General features: G+C 69.1%; 20 protein-coding genes. 16 read left to right on the top strand and 4 right to left on the bottom strand.

Features of this window, described 5'->3' with window-relative positions:
- Positions 1–121: 121 nt before the first annotated feature.
- The 7 genes from AC3WRN_RS11945 to panE all read left to right on the top strand — a co-directional run bounded on the left by AC3WRN_RS11945 (position 122) and on the right by panE (position 7546).
- Positions 122–607, top strand: a complete 486-nt coding sequence (locus AC3WRN_RS11945; RefSeq protein ID WP_068090791.1) for an SUF system Fe-S cluster assembly regulator — start codon at positions 122–124, stop codon at positions 605–607.
- An 8-nt stretch (positions 608–615) separates the two neighbouring features.
- Positions 616–2082 carry a Fe-S cluster assembly protein SufB gene (gene sufB / locus AC3WRN_RS11940; protein ID WP_162840149.1) on the top strand — a complete coding sequence of 489 codons (1467 nt, stop codon included), beginning with the start codon at positions 616–618 and terminating at the stop codon, positions 2080–2082.
- Between the two features lie 91 nt (positions 2083–2173).
- Positions 2174–2938 carry a Fe-S cluster assembly ATPase SufC gene (sufC, locus tag AC3WRN_RS11935; protein ID WP_068090787.1) on the top strand — a complete coding sequence of 255 codons (765 nt, stop codon included), beginning with the start codon at positions 2174–2176 and terminating at the stop codon, positions 2936–2938.
- Positions 2935–4254, top strand: coding sequence for a Fe-S cluster assembly protein SufD (gene sufD, locus AC3WRN_RS11930; protein ID WP_492623121.1), 1320 nt, complete (start codon positions 2935–2937; stop codon positions 4252–4254). The genes sufC and sufD overlap by 4 nt, the downstream gene beginning before the upstream one ends.
- A 135-nt stretch (positions 4255–4389) precedes the next feature.
- Positions 4390–5634, top strand: coding sequence for a cysteine desulfurase (locus AC3WRN_RS11925; protein WP_492623120.1), 1245 nt, complete (start codon positions 4390–4392; stop codon positions 5632–5634).
- 75 nt (positions 5635–5709) lie between these two features.
- Complete coding sequence (gene yihG / locus AC3WRN_RS11920; protein ID WP_492623119.1) at positions 5710–6624, top strand: 1-acylglycerol-3-phosphate O-acyltransferase, YihG family; 915 nt, start codon at positions 5710–5712, stop codon at positions 6622–6624.
- Between the two features lies 1 nt (position 6625).
- Entirely contained in the window at positions 6626–7546 is a 921-nt protein-coding gene (gene panE, locus AC3WRN_RS11915; protein ID WP_492623118.1) for a 2-dehydropantoate 2-reductase, read from the top strand.
- A gap of 184 nt (positions 7547–7730) precedes the next feature.
- Here panE and AC3WRN_RS11910 read toward each other — a convergent pair whose 3' ends face one another.
- Positions 7731–9776: a M13 family metallopeptidase gene (locus AC3WRN_RS11910; RefSeq protein WP_492623117.1), complete on the bottom strand. Its 2046-nt coding sequence runs from the start codon at positions 9774–9776 to the stop codon at positions 7731–7733.
- A 177-nt stretch (positions 9777–9953) separates the two neighbouring features.
- On the opposite strand from AC3WRN_RS11910, the gene AC3WRN_RS11905 reads away from it, so the two are divergent.
- From AC3WRN_RS11905 to AC3WRN_RS11885, 5 genes are all read left to right on the top strand, one after another.
- Positions 9954–10502 (top strand): GNAT family N-acetyltransferase, encoded by a 549-nt coding sequence (locus AC3WRN_RS11905; RefSeq protein ID WP_068090779.1) that lies wholly within the window; start codon positions 9954–9956, stop codon positions 10500–10502.
- Entirely contained in the window at positions 10499–10813 is a 315-nt protein-coding gene (locus AC3WRN_RS11900) for a non-heme iron oxygenase ferredoxin subunit (protein ID WP_492623116.1), read from the top strand. Before AC3WRN_RS11905 ends, AC3WRN_RS11900 begins: the two co-directional genes overlap by 4 nt.
- Positions 10814–11263: 450 nt before the next feature.
- Positions 11264–12640, top strand: coding sequence for a sulfite reductase subunit alpha (locus tag AC3WRN_RS11895; RefSeq protein WP_492623115.1), 1377 nt, complete (start codon positions 11264–11266; stop codon positions 12638–12640).
- Between the two features lie 137 nt (positions 12641–12777).
- The gene (locus AC3WRN_RS11890; RefSeq protein WP_492623114.1) at positions 12778–14976 is read left to right on the top strand and encodes a M1 family metallopeptidase; all 2199 of its coding nucleotides are present in this window, start codon (positions 12778–12780) and stop codon (positions 14974–14976) included.
- On the top strand, positions 14976–15899 hold the full coding sequence (locus AC3WRN_RS11885; RefSeq protein ID WP_343123774.1) for a hypothetical protein: 924 nt from the start codon (positions 14976–14978) through the stop codon (positions 15897–15899). The genes AC3WRN_RS11890 and AC3WRN_RS11885 overlap by 1 nt, the downstream gene beginning before the upstream one ends.
- 33 nt (positions 15900–15932) lie before the next feature.
- On the opposite strand, the gene AC3WRN_RS11880 is transcribed toward AC3WRN_RS11885, so the two are convergent.
- The 3 genes from AC3WRN_RS11880 to AC3WRN_RS11870 form a co-directional block, all read right to left on the bottom strand.
- Positions 15933–16475 carry a GNAT family N-acetyltransferase gene (locus tag AC3WRN_RS11880; protein WP_068090775.1) on the bottom strand — a complete coding sequence of 181 codons (543 nt, stop codon included), beginning with the start codon at positions 16473–16475 and terminating at the stop codon, positions 15933–15935.
- A gap of 5 nt (positions 16476–16480) precedes the next feature.
- The gene (locus AC3WRN_RS11875; protein ID WP_068090774.1) at positions 16481–16954 is read right to left on the bottom strand and encodes an SET domain-containing protein-lysine N-methyltransferase; all 474 of its coding nucleotides are present in this window, start codon (positions 16952–16954) and stop codon (positions 16481–16483) included.
- Positions 16955–17039: 85 nt separating this feature from the next.
- Complete coding sequence (locus tag AC3WRN_RS11870; RefSeq protein WP_492623113.1) at positions 17040–17402, bottom strand: ComEA family DNA-binding protein; 363 nt, start codon at positions 17400–17402, stop codon at positions 17040–17042.
- 204 nt (positions 17403–17606) lie between these two features.
- Between AC3WRN_RS11870 and AC3WRN_RS11865 the strand changes: the two genes are divergently transcribed.
- The 4 genes from AC3WRN_RS11865 to AC3WRN_RS11850 all read left to right on the top strand — a co-directional run bounded on the left by AC3WRN_RS11865 (position 17607) and on the right by AC3WRN_RS11850 (position 21433).
- The gene (locus tag AC3WRN_RS11865) at positions 17607–19031 is read left to right on the top strand and encodes a M20 family metallopeptidase (protein ID WP_492623112.1); all 1425 of its coding nucleotides are present in this window, start codon (positions 17607–17609) and stop codon (positions 19029–19031) included.
- Positions 19032–19068: 37 nt separating this feature from the next.
- Positions 19069–19803: a YggS family pyridoxal phosphate-dependent enzyme gene (locus AC3WRN_RS11860; protein ID WP_492623111.1), complete on the top strand. Its 735-nt coding sequence runs from the start codon at positions 19069–19071 to the stop codon at positions 19801–19803.
- Positions 19804–19984: 181 nt separating this feature from the next.
- The gene (locus tag AC3WRN_RS11855) at positions 19985–20656 is read left to right on the top strand and encodes a C40 family peptidase (protein ID WP_492623110.1); all 672 of its coding nucleotides are present in this window, start codon (positions 19985–19987) and stop codon (positions 20654–20656) included.
- Positions 20657–20815: 159 nt separating this feature from the next.
- A complete protein-coding gene (locus AC3WRN_RS11850; RefSeq protein ID WP_492623109.1) occupies positions 20816–21433 on the top strand; it encodes a rhomboid family intramembrane serine protease in 618 nt (205 codons plus the stop codon).
- Positions 21434–21453: the final 20 nt, after the last annotated feature.

Below are 21453 nucleotides of genomic sequence, written 5' to 3'. Positions count from 1 at the left end.
CGCCAGCTTAGCGAGCCGCCGGCGCGCTGGCGAGGCGATGGCGCATGGCGGCATTGACCGCGCGGCGGCAAATCAGTACCATTTTGGTACCGATTCAAATACGCCAGCCCGAGCCTCCCCCATGCTCCGCGTCAGCCGACTGACCGATTACGCCACCGTGGTGATGACCTGCATCGCTGCGCACCCCAGCGAGGTGCTCAGCGCGGTACAGATCGCCGACGAGTCGCGGCTGGAGCTGCCCACCGTAAGCAAGCTGCTGAAGGCACTGGGCCACGCCGGCCTGGTCGAATCGTTCCGCGGCGTCAACGGCGGCTACCGGCTGGCCCGGCCGGCCGGCGAGATTTCGCTGGCCGAGATCGTCGAGGCACTGGAAGGCCCGATCGGCATGACCGAGTGCGGCGTGGCCGAGGGCCAGTGCGACCGCGAATCGCAGTGCGGCGTGCGCGGCAGCTGGCAGCTGATCAACAACGTGCTGGACAACGCGCTGCGCGCGGTCAGCCTGGCCGACATGCTCAAGCCGCAACCGCGGCCGTCGCGACGGATTGCCGCCGTGCCTGTGAGCCAGATCGCGATGCCGGCGAAGGCCGCACGGATCACCACCGAATGAACGACACCATGATCAACGAAGGCAGCACCGCCACCGCGTTGCGCGACAACGCCGGCGTGGCCGAAGCGCTGGGCCGCAGCTACAGCGCCGGCTTCATCACCGAGATCGAGATGACCGGCCTGCCGCCGGGCCTGGACGAGGACACCATCCGCGCGCTGTCCGCGATCAAGCACGAGCCGGAATGGATGACCGAGTGGCGGCTCGGCGCCTATCGCCACTGGCTGACCATGCCCAAGCCCGACTGGGCCAAGCTCAACATCGACCCGATCGACTACCAGGCGATCAGCTACTACGCCGCGCCGAAGGCGAAGCCGAAGTCGCTGGACGAGGTCGATCCGGCCCTGCTGGAGACCTACGAGAAGCTGGGCGTGCCGCTGCACGAGCGCGCCGCGCTGGCCGGCGTGGCGGTGGATGCGGTGTTCGACTCGGTCTCGGTGGGCACCACCTTCCGCAAGCAGCTGGCCGACGCCGGCGTGCTGTTCTGCTCGATGAGCGAGGCGATCCGCGAGTATCCCGAGCTGGTGCAGAAATACCTGGGCAGCGTGGTGCCCACCGGCGACAACTTCTTCGCCGCGCTGAACTCGGCGGTGTTCTCCGACGGCAGCTTCGTGTTCATCCCGAAAGGCGTGCGCTGCCCGATGGAACTGTCCACCTACTTCCGCATCAACGCGCAGAACACCGGCCAGTTCGAGCGCACCCTGATCGTGGCCGAGGAAGGTGCCCACGTCTCCTACCTCGAGGGCTGCACCGCGCCGAAGCGCGACGAGAACCAGCTGCATGCGGCGGTGGTCGAGCTGGTGGCGCTCGAGGGCGCGCAGATCAAGTACTCCACGGTGCAGAACTGGTACCCCGGCGACGAGAACGGCGTGGGCGGCATCTACAACTTCGTCACCAAGCGCGGCGACTGCCGCGGCGACGATTCCAAGATCAGCTGGACCCAGGTGGAAACCGGCTCGGCGATCACCTGGAAGTACCCCAGCGTGGTGCTGCGTGGCGACCGTTCGGTGGGTGAGTTCTACTCGGTGGCGCTGACCCATCACTTCCAGCAGGCCGATACCGGCACCAAGATGATCCACCTCGGCAAGCACACCAAGTCGAAGATCGTCTCCAAGGGCATCAGCGCCGGGCGCAGCTCGAACAGCTACCGCGGCCTGGTGAAGATGGAGAAGGGCGCCGAGGGCGCGCGCAACTACACCCAGTGCGATTCGTTGCTGATCGGCAAGAAGTGCGGTGCGCACACCTTCCCGTACATGGAAGTGAAGAACCCCACCGCGATCGTCGAGCACGAGGCCACCACCTCGAAGATCTCCGACGAGCAGATGTTCTATTGCCGCAGCCGCGGCATCGGCGAGGAGGACGCCGTGTCGATGATCGTCGACGGCTTCTGCAAGCAGGTGTTCCGCGAGCTGCCGATGGAGTTCGCGGTGGAGGCGAAGAAGCTGCTTGAGGTGTCGCTGGAAGGCGCCGTCGGCTGATGTGTAGGAGCGCGCCCTGTGCGCGATCGACCTCGCCGGCAACCCCATCGCGCACAAGGTGCGCTCCTACGGAATGTGTCGAGTTGAAATCATGCTGAAAATCGAAAACCTGCACGCCCGCGTCGAGGGCAAGGAAATCCTCAAGGGGCTCAGCCTCACCGTGAACGCGGGCGAAGTGCACGCGATCATGGGGCCGAACGGCGCCGGCAAGTCCACCCTGGGCAACGTGCTGTCCGGCCGCGAGGGCTACGAGGTGACCGCCGGCACGGTGACCTACGGCGGCATCGACCTGCTGCAGCTTTCGCCGGAGGCGCGCGCCGCGGCCGGCGTGTTCCTGGCGTTCCAGTACCCGGTGGAGATTCCGGGCGTCAACAACACCTACTTCCTGCGCGCGGCACTGAACGCGCAGCGCAAGCAGCGCGGCGAGAAGGAGCTGGACTCCATGCAGTTCCTCAAGCTGGTGCGCGAGAAGCTGAAGGTGATGCAGATCTCCGACGAGCTGCTGCACCGCGCGGTCAACGAGGGCTTCTCCGGCGGCGAGAAGAAGCGCAACGAGATCTTCCAGATGGCGGTGCTGGAGCCGCGGCTGGCGATCCTCGACGAGACCGACTCGGGCTTGGACATCGACGCGCTGAAGCAGGTGGCGCAGGGCGTCAACACGCTGCGCTCGCCGGACCGCGCGTTCCTGATGATCACCCACTACCAGCGCCTGCTCGACTACGTGGTGCCGGATTTCGTGCACGTGCTGGCCGGCGGCCGCATCGTCGAGAGCGGCGACAAGTCGCTGGCGCTGAAGCTGGAGCAGCATGGCTACGCCGGGATCGGCCAGAGCCACCCGGCGGGAGCCGTGGCATGAACCAGTCGGCACCGCTGCCGTTGGCCGAATCGCTGCTGGACGCGCCGCTGCCGGCCGGCGGTCCCGCCTGGCTGGATGCGGCACGGCGCGAGCATCGCGCCGCGTTCGCCGCCAGCGGGCTGCCCGACACGCGGATCGAGGCGTGGAAGTACACCGCATTGCGCGGGCTTGCCCAGCGCCGCTTCGCCGACGGCGATGCGGCGGCGGCCACCCGCGAGGTCGATGCCGCGGCATTCGCCTTGCCCGGCGTGGACGGGCCGCGGCTGGTCTTCGTCAACGGCGCGTTCCGCGCCGACCTGTCGGCGCTCGACGCGCTGCCCGCGGGGGTTTCGCTGCAGCCGCTGTCGCAGGCGCTGCGCGGGGACGCGGAGCCGCTGCGTTTCGCGCTGTCGCGGCCGGCCCTGGTCGGAAACGGCCGCGAAGCCGGCGACGCGTTCGCGCAGATCAACGCCGCCCGCGCCGTCGACGGCGTGGTGCTGCGGGTCGCCGCCCACACGAGGAGCGCTGCACCGGTACAGCTCGTCTTCGTGGGCACGGCCGCCGACGCCGAGACGGCCTGGCACGTGCGCAACGTGATCGAGCTGGGCGAGGGTGCCGAACTGGACCTGATCGAGCAGCATGCGGGCCTTGGCGAACAGGCCCAGCTGGCCACCCTGGTCAGCGACATCGAACTGCGCGACAACGCCTGCCTGCGGCACGTGGTGCTGCAGGATGCCGCCGCCGGCGCCAACCTGATCCGCCGCAGCGGCCTGCGCCTGCACGCGCGGGCGCAAGCGACGCTGCACGTGCTGGAACTCGGCGGCGCGCTGGTGCGCCACGACCTGCGGGCGGAGCTGGTCGGCGACGGCGCGCAGTTCCATACCCGCGGGGTATTCATGCCGCACGGCCGCCAGCACATCGACACCCAACTGGCGATCCGCCACCAGGCGCTGGACACCACCTCCAGCTCGCACTGGCGCGGCGTGGCCGGCGACCGTGCGCGCGGCGTGTTCCGCGGCGCGATCGTGGTGGCGCCCGGTGCCGACGGCAGCGATGCCAACCTGAGCAACAAGAACCTGCTGCTGTCGCCGGGCGCGGAGATCGACACCAAGCCGGAACTGGAGATCTACGCCGACGAGGTGAAGGCCGCGCACGGCGCCACCGTGGGCCAGCTCGACGAACGTTCGCTGTTCTACCTGCGTTCGCGCGGCATCCCGCTGGGCGAGGCGCGCGCGCTGCTGACCGCCGCGTTCTGCCGCGCGATGCTGGACGACCTGCCGAACAAGGCGTTGCGCGAACATCTGTCGGGCTTGCTGATCGCGCAGCTGCCCGCGTGATGCTTTTATCTCCTCCCCCTGCCTGCAGGGGGAGGTTGGGAGGGGGTAAGGCTTTTGACCTTCAGATCAAGAGCGAACCCCTCCCCAACTCTCCCCTGCGAGCAGGGGAGGGAGCCACCTACGGAAACATCGAAGATGAACGCACAAGCCAGCACGCCCACCGTCTTCGACGTCCGGCGCATCCGCGCGGACTTCCCGTTGCTGGCGCGCTCCGTGCACGGCAAGCCGCTGGTGTATCTCGACAACGCCAACACCAGCCAGAAGCCCGAATCGGTGATCGCCGCGGTGGACAACCACTATCGCGAACACAACGCGAACGTGGCGCGGGCGGTGCACCAGCTGGGCGAGGAGGCCACCGCCGCCTACGAGGGCGCGCGCGACAAGCTGGCGCGCTTCATCAACGCACCGTCGCGCAACGAGGTGATCCTCACCACCGGCACCACCCAGTCGATCAACCTGGTCGCCTACAGCTACGCGCTGCCGCAGCTGAAACCCGGCGACAGCATCCTCACCACGGTGATGGAGCACCACGCCAACATCGTGCCGTGGCAGCTGGTCGCCGCGCGCAGCGGCGCCACGGTGAAGGCGGCGCCGATCGACGAGCGCGGCGAGCTGATCGTGGAGAAGTATCTCGAGATGCTGACGCCGGAGGTGAAGCTGGCCTGCGTCACCCACGTCTCCAACGTGCTGGGCACGGTCAACCCGGTGCGCGAGATCGCGCGCGAGTGCAGGAAGCGCGGCATCGCGCTGCTGGTGGACGGCTCGCAGGCGGCGCCGCACCGGCCGGTCGACGTGCAGGTGCTGGGCTGCGATTTCTACGCGGTCACCGGGCACAAGATGCTCGGCCCCACCGGCACCGGCGTGCTGTGGGCGAAGCGCGAGCACCTGGAGGCGATGCCGCCGTTCTTCGGCGGCGGCGAGATGATCCGTGAGGTGCGCTTCAGCGGCACCACCTTTGCCGCCCCGCCGCACAAGTTCGAGGCCGGCACGCCGAACATCGCCGGCTTCGTCGGGCTGTCGGCGGCGGTCGACTACTACGAGTCGGTCGGCTTCGAGGCGATCCATGCGTGGGAGCAGCAACTGCTGCACTACGCCACCGAGCGCCTGCACGGGATTCCCGGCCTGCGCATCATCGGCGAAGCGGCACAGAAGGAGCCGGTGATCTCGTTCCTGCTGGAAGGCGCCCAGGCCACCGACCTGGCCACGCTGCTCGACCTGCAGGGCGTCGCCGTGCGCTCCGGCCACCATTGCGCGCATCCGCTGATGCAGTTCTACGGCGTGCCCGCCACGCTGCGCGTCTCGCTGGCGTTCTACAACACCCGCGAGGAGATCGATGCGCTCATCGTGGCCCTGCTCAAGGTGCGCAAGCTGCTGCTGTGAGGCGGCGGAAGGTCGCATGGCCTTGCCGCCGCCGCCGGCATTATGCTTCCCGTTCCCTCCGTCACGACCGACCCCATGCTCGCCAAGCTTCCCGGCCTGATCCGCATTCCGCTGGCGTTGCTGCTGCTCGCCGGCAACATCGTGCTGCACGTGTTGCCGCTGTTCGCCTTCACCCTGGTCAAGCTGGTCGTGCCGGTGCCGACGATCCGGCAGGCCTGCTCGCGCGTGCTGGTGCGCATCGCGGAGAGCTGGATCGGGGTCAACGGCTTCCTGTTCGACCTGTTCACCCGCATCCGCTGGCGGGTCGAGGGGCTGGCGGGCCTGCGTCGCGACGGCAACTACCTGGTGCTGTGCAACCACCAGAGCTGGGTCGACATTCCGGTGCTGCAGAGGGTGTTCAACCGGCGCATCCCGTTCCTGCGCTTCTTCCTCAAGCAGCAACTGATCTGGGTGCCGTTGCTGGGGCCGGCCTGGTGGGCGCTGGATTTCCCCTTCATGAAGCGCTACTCGCGGGAAACCCTGCTGAAGCACCCGGAGCTGCAGGGCAAGGACAAGGAAGCCACCCGCCGCGCCTGCGAGAAATTCCGCCACATGCCGGTGTCGGTGATGAATTTCGTCGAAGGCACCCGCTTCACGCCGGCCAAGCATGCCGCGCAATCTTCGCCTTACCGCCACCTGCTGCGGCCGAAGGCCGGCGGCCTGGCCTTCGTGCTCGACGCGATGGGCGACGCGCTGCACGCGATCCTCGACGTCACCATCGTCTATCCCGAAGGCCGCTGCACGATGGCGGATCTCATCGCCGGCCGCGTGCACGATATCCGCGTGCACGTGCGCGAGCGGGCGATCGAGGCCGGATTGCTGGGCAATTACGACGAGGACGCGGCGTTTCGCGGACGCGTCAAGTCGTGGGTGAACACGCTGTGGCGCGAGAAGGACGCCCAGGTCGCGAGCCTGCTGATGGCGGCGGATGCCGCACCGACGGGAAATTGATATGCGCATTCTGATCGTTGGCGCCGGCGCCACCGGCGGCTATTTCGGCGGCCGCCTGTTGCAGCACGGGCGCGACGTGACATTCCTGGTGCGCGAAAAGCGCGCGGCGCAACTGGCACAGCATGGCTTGCTGATCCGCAGCGCCACCGGTGACGCCGACCTGCCTTCGCCGCCCACCGTGCTGGCGAGCGGGCTGCGCGCGCCGTACGAGCTGATCCTGCTGAGCTGCAAGGCGTACAGCCTGGAGCAGGCGATGGCCGACATCGCGCCGGCGGTGGGGCCTGATACCACGATCCTGCCGCTGCTCAACGGCATGCGCCAGCTCGACCTGCTGGACGCGCGCTTCGGCGCATCGCACGTGCTGGGCGGGCAGTGCGTGATCGCCGCCACGCTGGACGGGCAGGGCGCCGTGCGGCATCTCAACCAGTCGCACAGCCTCACTTTCGGCGAGCGCGACGGCAGCGCGTCGGCACGCATGCGGCGGATCACCGAGGCCCTTTCCGGCGCGGGTTTCGACGCGCGCCCGAGCGGCACGGTCCTGCAGGACATGTGGGACAAGTGGATCTTCCTCGCCTCGCTGGCCGGGATCACCTGCCTGATGCGCGGCTCGATCGGCGAGATCGTGGCTGCGCCGGGTGGCACCGCGGCAGCACTGGACCTGCTGGAGGATTGCCGTGCGGTGGCGGAGCGCTCCGGCCATGCGCCGAGCGAGCAGACCCTGCAGCGTGCCCGCAGCGTGCTGACCGAGGCCGGCTCCACGCTGACCGCCTCGATGCTGCGCGACCTGCGGCACGGCTACCCGATCGAGGCTGACCACGTGATCGGCGACATGCTGGCGCGTGCCGGGCAGCCGCTCGACGGGCGTTCGCTGCTGGCGACCGTGTATGCCCACCTGAAAGTCTACGAAGCGGGCAGGGTCTGATCGCCGCCTTGTAGGAGCCCGCTCGCGGGCGATGTTTTTGCTTTTGCGAATCCCGGCTTTCAACAGACGAATGTCTGGTCATCTCGGCTCCAAAAGCATCGCCCGCGAGCGGGCTCCTACAGGCAATCCGCCCCGTCCGCCGTAACCGCGCAGTGGCGGGCCGAAGGGTGGCCGGCCGCGTCACCTACCAGATCTTCACCTGCTTCGCGCCATCGCGCACCATCGCGTCGCCCGCCTTGCAGCGGAACGCCCGGGCGAACTCGGGCATGTTCGACGGCGCGCCGATCGCGCGGAACCGCGCCGGCGCGTGCGGGTCGGTGTTGAGCAGGGTCAGCTGCGCCTCCGGGCGGATGTTGCCGCGCCACACGCGGGCCCAGTTGAGGAAGAAGCGCTGGTCCTGGGTGTAGCCGTCGATCTTGCGCTTCGCCTCGGCCGGGTTCTTCGACAGCGCCATCTGCAGCGCGGTGTACGCCGCGTTGAGGCCGCCCAGGTCGCCGATGTTTTCGCCCATGGTGAGCTGGCCGTTGACGTGCTTGCCCGGCAGCGCCTCGTAGCCGTCGAACTGCGCGCCGAGCTTCGCGGTGCGTGTCTCGAACGCCGTGCGGTCGGCCTCGGTCCACCAGTTGACGTTGTTGCCCTGGGCGTCGAACTTGCTGCCCTGGTCGTCGTAGCCGTGGCCCATCTCGTGGCCGATCACCGCGCCGATGCCGCCGTAGTTGATCGCATCGTCGGCCCTGGCGTCGAAGAACGGCGGCTGCAGGATCGCGGCCGGGAACACGATCTCGTTCTTCTGCGCGCTGTAGTAGGCGTTCACCGTCTGCGGGGTCATGCCCCACTCGGCGCGGTCGACCGGCTTGCCGATCTTGGCGATGGCGTAGTCGTAGTTGAACTTGTTCGCCGCCTGCACGCTGCCGAAGTAGTTGCCCGGGGTCAGCACAAGGCCGGACCAGTCGCGCCACTTGTCGGGGTAGCCGATCTTCGGCACGAAGGTGGCCCATTTCTGCAGCGCCTTCTGCTTGGTCTCGTCGCTCATCCATTCGAGCTGCTCGATGCGCGTGCGGAAAGCCGCGCTGAGGTTGGCGACCAGTTCCTCGGCGCGCTGCTTCGAGGTCGGCGAGAAGTTGTCGGCCACGTACAGCTGGCCCAGCGCCATGCCCATGCCGTCGTTGGTGGCGTCGAGCACGCGCTTCCAGCGCGGCTTCATTTCCTTCTGGCCGTTCAGGGTCTGCGCGTTGAACGCGAAGTCTTCCTGCTGGAACGGCGTGGACAGGTGCGGCGCCGCGTTGGCGATCGCGTGGTAGCGCAGGTAGGCCTGCCATTGCGCCATCGGCACGTCGCCCAGCATCTTCTGCACCTCGGCGAAGAACTTCGGCTGCGACAGCGAGAAGCCGTCCTTCACGTCGGCGCCCTGCGCCTTGAAGAACGCGGCCCAGTCGAAGCCCGGCGTCACCTTGTCGGCCTCGGCGATGCTGACGTAGTGGTAGCGGTTCTTCGGGTTGCGCATTTCCACCGGGGGCAGCGACACGGCGGCGAGGCGGGTTTCGAACGCCAGCACCGACTTGGCCTGCTGCTGCGCATCGGCGGCGCCGACGCCGGCCAGCTCGAGCAGCTTCGCGATGTGCGCGGCGTAGGCGGTGCGGATCTTCGCGTAGTCGGGCTTGCTGTAGTAGTCGACAGTGGGCAGGCCGAGGCCGCCCTGGCCGGCGTAGGCGATCTGCCGGTTGGAGTCCTTGAAGTCGGCGTTGCCGAAGAAGCGGAACAGCACCGGCTCACCGCGGGCGTAGCTGTCGCGGATGTAGCCGACCACGTCGGCGCTGCTGTTCAGCCCGGCGATGCGCGCCAGTTGCGGCTTGATCGGGTCGAAGCCGGCCTGGTCGATGGCCGCCTGGTCCATGCCGGAGGCGTACAGGTAGCCGATCTTCTGCTCGATCGAGCCCGGCCTGGCGGCAGCCGCATCGTGCGCGGCCTTCTCGACGATCGTGTGCTGCACGTTGAGGCTGTCCTCGCGCAGCGCATCGAACGAACCCCAGCGCGTGCGGTCGGCGGGGATCGGGTTGGCGGCCACCCACTTCGCGTTGACGAAGCCGTTGAAGTCGGTGCAGGCCTTGATCGAGCCGTCCAGCTCGCCCACGTCGAATGCGGTGGTGGAGGCGGTGGAGGCGGCCAGCGCGCTGCCGCCCAGCGTCATCGCCAGGGCGAATGCCAGCGGCTTGATGCAACGGTGCTTCATGGGTGGTTTCCTTCGGGTCGGGGGACGCGGGCGTCCGGTCGTGGCGGGTGTCGCAACATATTGCGAAGCTCGCAGGCTAGGCAGCAGGGCGGGGAACTGCCCAGTGTCGAAGGTCACGCCCGGCTGCCTGTTCCAGGTCATGGTGGGCTCGCCGGGCGGCGCACTATCATCGCGACGATGAGCGCACAGACCCTTCCCGTTTTCCGCGCGGCGACCCCTGCCGACGTCGATGCCATCGTGGTCCTGGTCGAATCCGCGTACCGCGGCGAATCCGGCCTGCGCGGCTGGACCACCGAGTCGCACCTGCTGGACGGCCAGCGTACCGATGCGGCCGATGTGCGCGCGCTGATCGAGCGGCCCGGCAGCCGCATCCTCTTGGCCGAACGCGACGGCCGGCTGGTCGCCAGCTGTCACATCGAACGCCAGGGCGACAACGGCTACTTCGGCATGTTCGCGGTCGACCCGGCCGGGCAGGGCGGCGGCCTCGGCAAGCAGGTGCTGGCCGAGGCGGAGCGGATCGCGCGCGAGGAGTGGCATTGCCGCGGGATGCGCATGACGGTGATCGTGCAGCGCGAGGAACTGATCGCCTGGTACGGCCGCCGCGGCTACCGGCGCACCGGCGAATACCAGCCGTTCCCCTACGGCGACGAGCGTTTCGGCATCCCGCGCCGCGACGACCTGCGCTTCGAGGTGCTGCGCAAGGATTTCGACGGGGCCGCCGCATGAACGGCTGGGTCCGGGTCGGCACCCGCAGCGACTTCCTGCCGGGCGAGTACAAGGTGGTGTGGGACGGCGACACCCCGATCGCCGTGTACAACATCGACGGCGCGCTGTACGCGGTCGAGGACATCTGCACCCACGACGGCGGCGACCTGGCCGGCGGCGAGGTGGTCGGCTTCGAGGTGGAATGCCCGCGCCACGGCGCGCGCTTCGACCTGCGCACCGGCGCGGTGACGAAACCGCCGGCGTACGAGCCGATCGCCAGCTTCCCGGTGCATGAGCAAGACGGCGCGATCTGGACCCGCGACGACCGCTGAAGCCCGCCGGATGCAGCGGAACCCGCCAGGCATGGCCGGTGCCCCCGGGATGGCGGCGGGGGTGGTTAATTGTTGAGATTAATTCTCGTTTGCGATTAAATGAAGCGGTTCGCGCGGCCGGCCTGCCGGTGTCGCGCATGACCGCCGCCAAACCCTCGCCGGCCGCCATGGTTGCGGCGCTGCGGGGGGCGAAACACGGAAACCGATGGAGCCGCAATCGACATCGCCGGCAGCCGCGTGGTTGTCGTACTCCCCATTCCGGATGCGACAACTGCATCCATGGCACTGGATCAGTTCGGTGCCGAGCCTGGTCGACTGGGTGCGTCAGCGGCGGCTGCCGTCACCGCGCAAGCCGATGCGCGTGCAGGATGCCGCGGTCGGCCACGCCGCCACCGCCACCGCCACGGTCGCCGTTGCCGATGCCGCACCACCGTGGCGGCCGGAACGGACGTGCGCGTGGTCTATGCCAGCCAGACCGGCTTTGCCGAGCCACTGGCGCGACAGACCCTGCAGAGCCTGCAACTGGCCGGCATGCCGGTACGGCTGGACGGCATCGACGTGCTGACCGTCGACGAACTGCGCCGCACGGGGCGCGTGCTGTTCGTGGTCAGCACCACCGGCGACGGCGAGCCGCCGGATATGGCGCAGGCCTTCGGCCGTCTGGCGATGAGGCGGCCGGCGCAGCTGGCCGGTTTGCACTATGGCCTGCTTGCACTGGGCGACAGCGATTACGAGGATTTCTGCGGCTTCGGCCGCCAGCTGCAGTGCTGGCTGCAGGCCAGTGGTGCGCAGCCGCTGTTCGACCCGGTGGAGGTCGACAGCGAGGACGAAGCCGCCTTGCGCCACTGGCAGCATCGCCTGGCGATGCTGTCTGGTGCCGCCGACCTGCCGGATTGGCAAGCGCCGAGGTATCAGCGCTGGCGACTGACCGAGCGGCGCCTGCTCAATCCCGGCAGCGTGGGCGAACCCTGTTTCCACCTGGCGCTGCAGCCGCTGCATGGCAGCGCGGATTGGCGGGCCGGCGATCTGGTCGAGGTCGGTCCCCGCCATGCGCCCGGCAAGGTGGCGGACTGGCTGTCGCTGCAGGGACTGGACGGCGGCGCGACGGCGACGTTCGGCCGCGAGCGGCTGCCGTTGGCCGAGCTGCTGGCGCGCTGCCGCCTGCCCGAGGCGGGCGAGGTCGATGGCCTGGACGAGGCGGCCGTGGCGGCGATGCTGCAATTGCTGCCGCATCGTGAGTATTCGATTGCCTCGCTGCCGGCCGATGGCGCGGTCCACCTGCTGGTGCGCCAGATGCGCGGCCGCGGCGGTTACCTCGGCCTCGGTTCCGGTTGGCTCACCGTGCATGCGCCGGTCGGTGCCGAGATCGCCCTGCGCGTGCGCCGCAACGTCAATTTCCATGTGCCGAAGGATGCGCGGCCGCTGCTCCTGATCGGCAACGGCACCGGGCTGGCGGCCTTGCGCGCGCTGCTGAAGGCGCGCATGGCGGCAGGCCGTCGGCGCAACTGGCTGCTGTTCGGCGAGCGGCATGCGGCCCATGACTTTCTCTATCGCGAGGAGATCGAGCGCTGGGCCGCGGACGGCTGGATCGAGCGCGCCGACTTTGCCTGGTCGCGCGACCAGGCCGAGCGCGTCCACGTGCAGCAGCGGCTGCGCGAGGCAGCCGGCGAGCTGCTGCGCTGGGTCGACGCCGGCGCGGCGATTTATGTCTGCGGCAGCCTCGCCGGCTTGGCGCCGGGCGTCGAGGCGGTGTTGCGTGACGTGCTGGGCGACGCGCGGGTCGGGCAGCTGCGCGAGCAGGGGCGGTACCGGCGCGACGTCTACTGAGCCGTGCGGCGCCGTCGCCGGCATGACCAATGGCCTATGCCGATGGCGCGACTTGGGAGCAGTCTGATGGGGCTGTCCAGGGGGTGACCGTCATGCGGCAGGTCGTGCGCAAGTGGGGATGTTTGTGTGTGCTGGCCATGGCCTGGCCCTGGCTGGCGGCAGCGCAGCAGGCAGCATCGACCGCGCCGCCGCCCGCAGCGCCATCGCCGGCGGCATCGACGCCGGCGCCGGCTGGCGCGGCGTCGTCCGGGATTCCGTTCGCGGCCGCCGATGCCGCCGCCGTCGCCGTGCCCAGCAGCGCGAATGCCTGGGGCGGCGGGCGCAGCGGCAGCGAGCCGACCCTGTCCGATCGCGTGGCGAGCTACCGCATCGACGCCGAGCTGGACGCGGCGAAGCACGCGGTGACCGGCAGGGAGCGCATGACCTGGCGCAACCGCAGCGATCGCCCGGTCGACCGCATCTACGTGCACCTGTACCTCAACGCGTTCCAGAACGAGGGCAGCACCTGGTTCACCGAGCGCGAGGTGCTCACCGCGCACGGCCGTTCGCGCGGTGCGGCGGTGCTGAAGAAGGGCGAATGGGGCTGGATCGAGCTGCAGCAGGTGAAGCAGGGCGACGCCGCGCTGAAATGGCGCTTCGTGCAGCCCGACCACGGCCCGGCCACCGACCAGACCGTGGCGCAGATCGACCTGGCCGAGCCGGTGCCGGCCGGTGGCACGCTGACGCTGGACATCGACTTCCTCAGCCAGCTGCCGCGGGTGGTCGAGCGCACCGGCTGGTGGGGCGACTTCAACCTGGTGGCGCAGTGGTTCCCCAAGATCGGCGTGCTGGAGCTGGCCGGTGAACGCGGCGCCACCGCGCCGCGCTGGAACGTGCACGAGTTCCACTTCAACAGCGAGTTCTACGCCGACTTCGGCCTGTACGACGTGCGCCTCACCGTGCCTGGCGACTACACCGTGGGCGCGGTGGGCAAGCTGCAGGGACCGCCGGAGACGGCGAACGGCAAGAGCACGTACCACTTCGTGCAGGGCGACGTGCACGATTTCGCCTGGGTGGCCGCGAAGGGCTACAAGACGCTGGACGGCAGCTGGCAGGGGCCGGGCAGCCCGAGGGTCGACGTGCGGGTGCTCTACCCGGAGGAGTACGCCGCCAGCGCCAGGCCGGTGCTCCAGGCCGCGATCGACTCGCTGGCGTTCTTCTCGAAGACGCTGGGCGCCTATCCGTACAAGACGGTGACGGCAGTGGTGCCGCCGTACAACGCCGCGGAAGCTGGCGGCATGGAGTACCCCACGTTCTTCACCACCGAGGGCTATGCCAGGGTCGAGCCGGGCACGCTCACCCAGTACATGCTCGACTTCGTCACCATCCATGAGTTCGGCCACGGCTACTTCTACGGCATTCTGGCCTCGAACGAGTTCGAGGAGCCGATCCTCGACGAGGGCATGAACGAGTACTGGGACCAGCGCATGCTGCGCGGGCGCGGCCAGGACATCGTGGCGGCAAGCGGCTGGATGAAACGCCTCGGCATCGCGCCCGCGATCCCGCCCTTCGTCGCCGAGCGCCTGACCGCCGGCCTGCGCCAGCCGCCCGACCCGCTGGGCGCGAACGCCTGGGATCGCCTGTCCAGCAGCAGCTACGGCAAGGTGTATTCACGCACCGCCACCGCCATGCACGACCTGGAGGAACGCCTGGGCAAGCCCGCGCTGGAGCGCGCGATGCACGAGTACTACCGGCGCTGGCGCTTCCGCCATCCTTCGGTAGCCGATCTGCGCGCCACCCTGGCCGAGGTCTCCGGCAACCCGCAGGCGGTCGATGCGATCTTCGACCAGTACGTCTACGGCACCGCGCAAATCGACGACCGGGTCGCCAGCATCGACGCGGTCGAGGTGTTGCCGCAGCCCGGCAGCGCGATGAAGGACGGCAAGCGCAGCGAGCTCGACGCCGACGCCCTCGACAGGCAGATCGACAGGCAGCGCAAGGACTGGGCGCAGGCGCATCCGGGGGCGAAGCCGGGCAGCGGCCCGTTCCCGTGGCGCAGCACCGTTACCGTGCGCCGCGACGGCGCGCCGGTGCCGCAGCTGCTGAGGGTGACGTTCGCCGACGGCAGCCATGAGGACGTGCGCTGGAGCGATGCCCGGCGCTGGGCCCGTTTCGAGTTCGTCCGGCCGGCCAAGGTGGTCTCGGCCGAGCTCGATCCGGCGCAGAAGATCCTGCTCGACGCGAACAAGCTCGACGACAGCCTGACCAGCAGGGCCGACGGCGCCGCCTCGCGCCGCTGGAGCGCCGATGCCGCCGCCTTGCTGCAGGCCTTCTATGCCTTGGTGGGGTCGCTGTGATGATGATGGGCAAACTTGCTTCCCGCCGGGTCGATTTCGCCGCGGTCGCGCGCGCGCCGCTGGCCGCCATGCAGTGGCGCCTGCTGCTGCTGTGGACCTTGCTGCTGCTGTTGCCGACCGCCGTGGTCGGCGTGCCGTTATGGCGTTCGCTCGCCGGCCTGCTCGACCATTCGGTGCACGCGCAGGCGTGGGCCGGGCACTTCAGCCCGCTGATGTTCGGCGACAGCCTGTCGGCGCTGGGCGACGGCACCGGCTGGCTCAAGGGCGCGGTCCTGCTGGGCCTGCTGCTGACCCTGCTGCTGTCGCCGTTCCTCAACGGCATGCTGGTCGGCAGCGGGCGTGCCGGGCGCGTGCTGGGCTTCGGCCACCTGCTCCAGTGCGGCATCGTCGAATACGGCCGCATGTTCCGCCTGATGCTGTGGTCGGTCGTGCCGTACGCGGCGATGGCGGCGCTGATCGGCGTGGTGTTCGGCGCGGCGGACCGGATCGGCGCCCGTGCCGTGCTGGAATCGCAGGCCGATCGCGCCGTGCACGCGGCGGCCGGACTGGCCGTGCTGCTGTTCGTGCTGGCGCAGGCGATCGTGGAGTCCGCCCGGGCCGTGTTCATCGCCAACAGCGGCCTGCGCTCGGCCACACGGGCCCTTGGCCGCGGCTTCATGCAGTTGCTGCGGCGGCCGTTCAGCACGCTGCTGAGCTACCTGCTGATCAGCCTGGTCGGCTATGCGGTCGCCCTGGCGCTCGGCATCGTCCGGGTGCACACACCGGCGCTCGGCGTGAGCGGCACCGTGCTGGCCGTGCTGCTGGCGCAGCTGGTGGTGCTGGTGCTGGGCTGGGTGCGCGTGGCGCGGGTGTATGCGCTGGCCGAGGTGGCGCGCTCGCTGTCGTCCGGCCGACGCGCCGGCAGGATGCCGCAGCCGTTGTGAGCGGCCCCGCGGCCGGCCCCGGCTGCCCGCGACTCAGCCGTAGGCGCGGCGGTGCCCGCGGTGCGGCGGGTAGTAGGCGAACACGTGGCTGTGGCTGCCGTAGAAGTCCATGTCCTCGATGTGTTCGCCGCCGAGCCGCTCGGCCACCCGGTCGGAGGCCTCGTTGCCGACCCGCACCAGGCTGATCACGCGCTGGGCGCGCAGGTGGTTCCAGGCGAACTCCAGCACGGCTTCGCCCGCCTCGGTGGCGTAGCCGTGGTGGCGGTGCTCGGGCTTCAGCATCCAGCCCATTTCCAGGTCGGGCCAGCCGTCGGGGTACATCAGGCCGGCGCGGCCGATGAACTCGCCGCTGCCCTTCAGCTCCAGCGCCCACATGCCGCAGCCGCGCAGCTGCCAGTGGCCCAGCAGCATCGCCAGCGAGCGCCAGGCGTTGGTGCGGTCCAGCGGCTGGCCGTCGCCGATCCAGCGCGTGCTGTCCCGGTCGGCCAGCATCGCGGCGTAGTCGTCGAAGTGCCGCTCGGTGAGTGCAGTCAGGCGCAGGCGCGCCGTTTCGATGGTGGGGATTTCAACAGGCATCACATTCAACGATGGGCGACAGCCAGCAGCTCGGCCAGGGCACGGGTACTGCTGGCAAGGCTCTCTTGCCAGGACAAGCCGGTGATTGTCTCACCTGTGACCGAATCGACAAAATCCTCGGCCTGGCCGGGCGGCAGCAGGTGCCGGTAGTCCACGGTGATCTCGCTGCCGGGCGGCAGCTCGGTCAGCGCGAATACGAAACCCAGGTGCCACAGCCCGTTCGGCGTGAAGCTGTGGTTGATGTAGCACTCGTCCGGCCAGTCGGGCGACAGCGTGTAGCGGTCCTCGAACCAGCGCGCGCTGGCGTGGAACTGCGCGCGCAGCTCGGGCGAGGCCATGATGTCGGCGTGCCGGTAGGTCCGCCCGATGTCGTCCGGCGCGGTGATGATGCGCCCCGCCGCCACGGTTTCGTCGAGGAACAGGCCCTTGCCGGCGCCGCGGATGGCGGAGGCGGCGATGTGGTAATGCGGCAGGATCATGGCAGGGCGGCGTCGGGTTGGGGCGCGCGAGTGTAGCGCAGGCGGCGCGGCCTGCCACAGGCCGCGCCGCCCGGTTCCCTGCCGGTTATTCCCCGGCCGCCGCCTCCGCGACGGCGCGCTGTTTGCTCTTGCGCTCCGTCTTGGCGGGCGCATCCGCTCCGGTGGCGGCCGTGGCAGCGTCGTCGGCGAGCAGGATGGCGGCCCGGTTGCGCTCGATCGTGGCCTTGCCGATGCCCTTGACGTGCTTGAGGTCGTCGGCCTTCTTGAACGGGCCGTGGGCCTCGCGCCAGGCCACGATGGCCGCCGCTTTCGACGGGCCGATGCCGTCCAGCGACTTGGCGATGGCGGCCGCATCGGCCTGGTTGATGTTGACCGGCGTGGCGGCCAGCAGCAGCCCCGGCAGGGCAAGGGCGAGTGCAAGGGCGACAGCGGCGAGTTTGTTGAACATGGCCTTTCTCCTTGGGCGGTGGTGGCGGCATCCGGGTGCCGCCGGCGCACTATGGCGCGTGGCGAAGGGCCGCACAGTGGGAGGCGCCGCAGGACCGGCGTGCGTGGTGGGCGCTTTCGCCTGTGGGCGGCTTCCGATCGCGTGTCGGTGCGGTGGAGGCGCGCTGTTACAATGCCGGTCTTGTCTGCCTGATGGAGCTTCACCATGGATACCGCCCGCCTTTCGCGTTTCGTCGGCGGCTTGTGGGACGACGAGATCGTGCCGCAGCTGGTTGAATACATTCGTATTCCCAACAAGTCGCCGATGTTCGACGCGAAGTGGGCCGAGCACGGCTACATGGACGCCGCGGTGAAGCTGATGGAAAGCTGGGCGCGCTCCAAGCTGGGCCAGTTGCCGGGCGCCACGCTGGAGGTGGTGCGGCTGGAAGGGCGCACCCCGCTCATCTATATCGAGGTGCCGGGCCAGGGCGACGACACCGTGGTGCTGTATGGCCACCTCGACAAGCAGCCGGAGATGACCGGCTGGGCCGACGGGCTGGGTCCGTGGACGCCGGTGCTCAAGGGCGACAAGCTGTACGGCCGCGGCGGCGCCGACGACGGCTACGCGATCTTCGGTTCGCTGGCCGCGCTGCTGGCGCTGCGCGAACAGGGCGTGCCGCATGCCCGTTGCGTGATCATGATCGAGGCCTGCGAGGAATCCGGCAGCTACGACCTGCCGTACTACGTCGACCACCTGGCCGCGCGCATCGGCAACCCCTCGCTGGTGGTGTGCCTGGATTCCGGCTGCGGCAACTACGACCAGCTGTGGCTGACCACCTCGCTGCGCGGCATGACCGGCGGCAACCTCAGCGTGCAGGTGCTGGAGGAGGGCGTGCACTCGGGCGACGCCTCCGGCGTGGTGCCCTCCAGCTTCCGCATCCTGCGCGAGCTGCTGTCGCGGCTGGAGGATCCGGAAACCGGCACGATCAAGCCGGAGGAGCTGTACGTCGAGATCCCGCCGCAGCGCGTCGAGCAGGCCCGGCGCTCGGCCGAGGTCCTCGGCGACGACGTCTACGGCAAGTTCCCATGGGTCGAGGGCATGCAGCCGGTTACCCACGACCTGGCCGAACTGGTGCTCAACCGCACCTGGCGCCCGCAACTGGCGGTGACCGGCATCGGCGGCATCCCTCCGCTGGAGAGCGCCGGCAACGTGCTGCGCCCGTTCACCGCGGTGAAGCTCAGCCTGCGCGTGCCGCCCACGCTTAACGGCGCGAAGGCCGGCGAGTTCGTCAAGCAGCTGCTGGAAAAGGATCCGCCGTACGGCGCGAAGGTCAGCTTCACCCTGGAGAAGGATGGCAGCGGCTGGAACGCGCCGGCGCTGTCGCCCTGGCTGGAGCAGGCGGTGGCCGACGCCTCGCAGAACTACTTCGGCGCGCCGGCCGCCTACATGGGCGAGGGCGGCAGCATCCCGTTCATGGGCATGCTGGGCGAGAAATTCCCCAAGGCGCAGTTCCTGATCACCGGTGTGCTGGGCCCGCATTCCAACGCGCACGGCCCGAATGAGTTCCTGCACATCCCCACCGGCAAGAAGGTCAGCATGGTGGTGGCCGAGGTGGTGGCGCGCCATTTCGAGCAGGCAGGCAAGGCCTGAGGGCCCATCGCCGGCCGCCGCTGCGATGAATGCCGAGATGCCCGATCATGTCCGTCTCGCCGCCAACTGGACCGACGTCCGCCGCCGGGTGGACGAGGCTTGTCGCGCGGCCGGGCGCGACCCGGCCGGGGTGGGCATCCTGCCGGTCAGCAAGACCTTCGGCCCGGAGCTGATCCGCGCCGCCGTGGCGTTGGGCATGCGCCGCTTCGGCGAGAACAAGGTGCAGGAGATCCGCGACAAGTCCGCACCGCTGGCGGATTGCGACATAGCCTGGGTGATGATCGGCCACCTGCAGACCAACAAGGCGAAGGAGGTGGCGCGGCTGGCCAGCGAGGTGCAGTCGCTGGACCGGCTGGAACTGGCCCAGGCGCTGGATCGGCGGCTGCAGCACGAGGGCCGCGCGATCGACGTGCTGGTGCAGGTGAAGACCTCGTCCGAGCCCAGCAAGTACGGGTTGCCGCCCGAGCACCTGGCCGGCTTCCTGGATACCCTGCGCGGCTACGACACCCTACGCGTGCGCGGCCTGATGACCCTGGCGATCCATTCCACCGACCCGGCCGAAGTGCGCGGCTGCTTCCGCCGCTTGCGCGAATTGCGTGACCGCGAGGTGACACGGGGGCATGCCGTGTCGAGGCTGTCCATGGGCATGAGCGGCGATTTCCCGCTCGCCATCGCCGAGGGCGCGACCGAGGTGCGGATCGGCACCGCCATCTTCGGTGCCCGGCCCTATCCGGATTCGCATTACTGGCCGGAAACGCCATCCGAGGCGTGAAATCTTGGAAATTCAGCACCTTGCGTGAAATTTCTGCGTGTGCCGTTTTTTGAAACGGCAGGGTTCAGTTAACCTCAATCGAACATCTGCACGCCTTCTTCTTGTTAAGTTCACTGCATTGTCACGTCGTCGGCTTCTGCTGGGCGGCCAATCCTGCGAACAACAAGGGATTTTTCCCGGCATGCCCATCAAGCACCTGACCGTTTTCGCCGCGCTCGCCTCCGTGTTGTTGTCCGGCCCGCTCCAGGCCCGGAACCTTCCCACCCAGACCGATCCAGCCGTCGACACGGCGTTCATGGCCCGTGCCGGTTCGCCCCTGCTGGGGCAGTTGCCGGTGTTCAGCCCGGCGTCGGCGCTGGCGCAGTCCGTGCTTCCCGACGCCGCCTCGCTGGCCGCCAACCCGGGTGACGCGGCGGCCGTCGCGGCCAGCAGCGACGACATCACCGAGCTGCGCAAGGCGCTGCTCGAGGTGGCGATGAAGTTGCGCGACACCCGTTATGTGCGTGGCGGCCGCGATCCGTCCAAGGGCTTCGACTGCAGCGGTTTCGTGCGCTACGTGTTCGCCCATGCGGTCGGCGTGCAGCTGCCGCGCAACTCCGCCTCGCAGTTCCTCGCCGGCCTCAAGGTCAGGCGCGACGAGATGCAGCCGGGCGACCTGGTGTTCTTCCGCACCCATGGCAGGCGAAACATCTCGCACGTGGGCATCTACATCTCGAACGGCCGCTTCATCCACTCGCCGTCCGCCGGCAAGTCGGTGGAGATCTCCAGCCTCAGCGAGGCTTACTGGGCCAAGCGCTTCGCCGGCGCCAAACGCCCGGAGGCGATGGCGCAGGCAGCGGCCGACAAGGGCTGAGGCCGGCGTCGCCGGTTTTCCGGGGGCCGCCGCAAGGCGGCTTTTTCATGGGCCGCCACGAGTGAACGATCGCCGGCGGCTGCGGTCGGAACGGGGCGTCGCTGGCGGCATTGCCTTGCCGCCCTTACGCTTGAGCCTGCCACCTATGGAAACCGCCCGATGCCTTTCGATCTGCCGCCGGTCACGCGCAACCTGCTGATCGCCAACATCGCCGTGTTCCTGCTGCAGCAGGTGACGGGCACGTTCCTGCTGCAGTATTTCGCACTGTGGCCGCTGGGCAGCGGCCTGTTCGGGGTGTGGCAGATCGTCACCAGCGCGTTCATGCATGGCAGCATCACCCACATCATGTTCAACATGCTGGCGCTGTACATGTTCGGCGGCACCATCGAACGCACCTTCGGCGCGCGCGAGTTCACCGTCTACTACTTCGTCTGCGCGATCGTCGCCTCGCTGCTGCAGCTGGCGGTGCTGTGGTTCTTCCCGCCAGCCCAGTACGGCCCCACGCTGGGCGCTTCCGGCGCGATCTTCGGCCTGTTGCTGGCGTTCGGCATGCTGTATCCGCACGAGAAGGTGATGCTGATCTTCCTGCCGATCCCGATGCCGGCGTGGCTGTTCGTGAGCCTGTATGCGGCCGCCGAACTGACCATGGGCGTGACCGGGATCGAGCCGGGCGTGGCCCACTTCGCCCATCTTGGCGGCATGCTCGGCGGCCTGGTGCTGATCCAGTACTGGCGCGGGCGGTTGCCGTGGAAGCCGCGGCGGCGTCTGCTACGCTGAACGTTTCCACGCCGCGAAAG

Source organism: Rhodanobacter sp. FW101-FHT13A11 (assembly GCF_058790335.1).
Note: the sequence above shows the minus strand (reverse complement) of the source record. Positions and strands in the feature narration are given on the sequence as shown.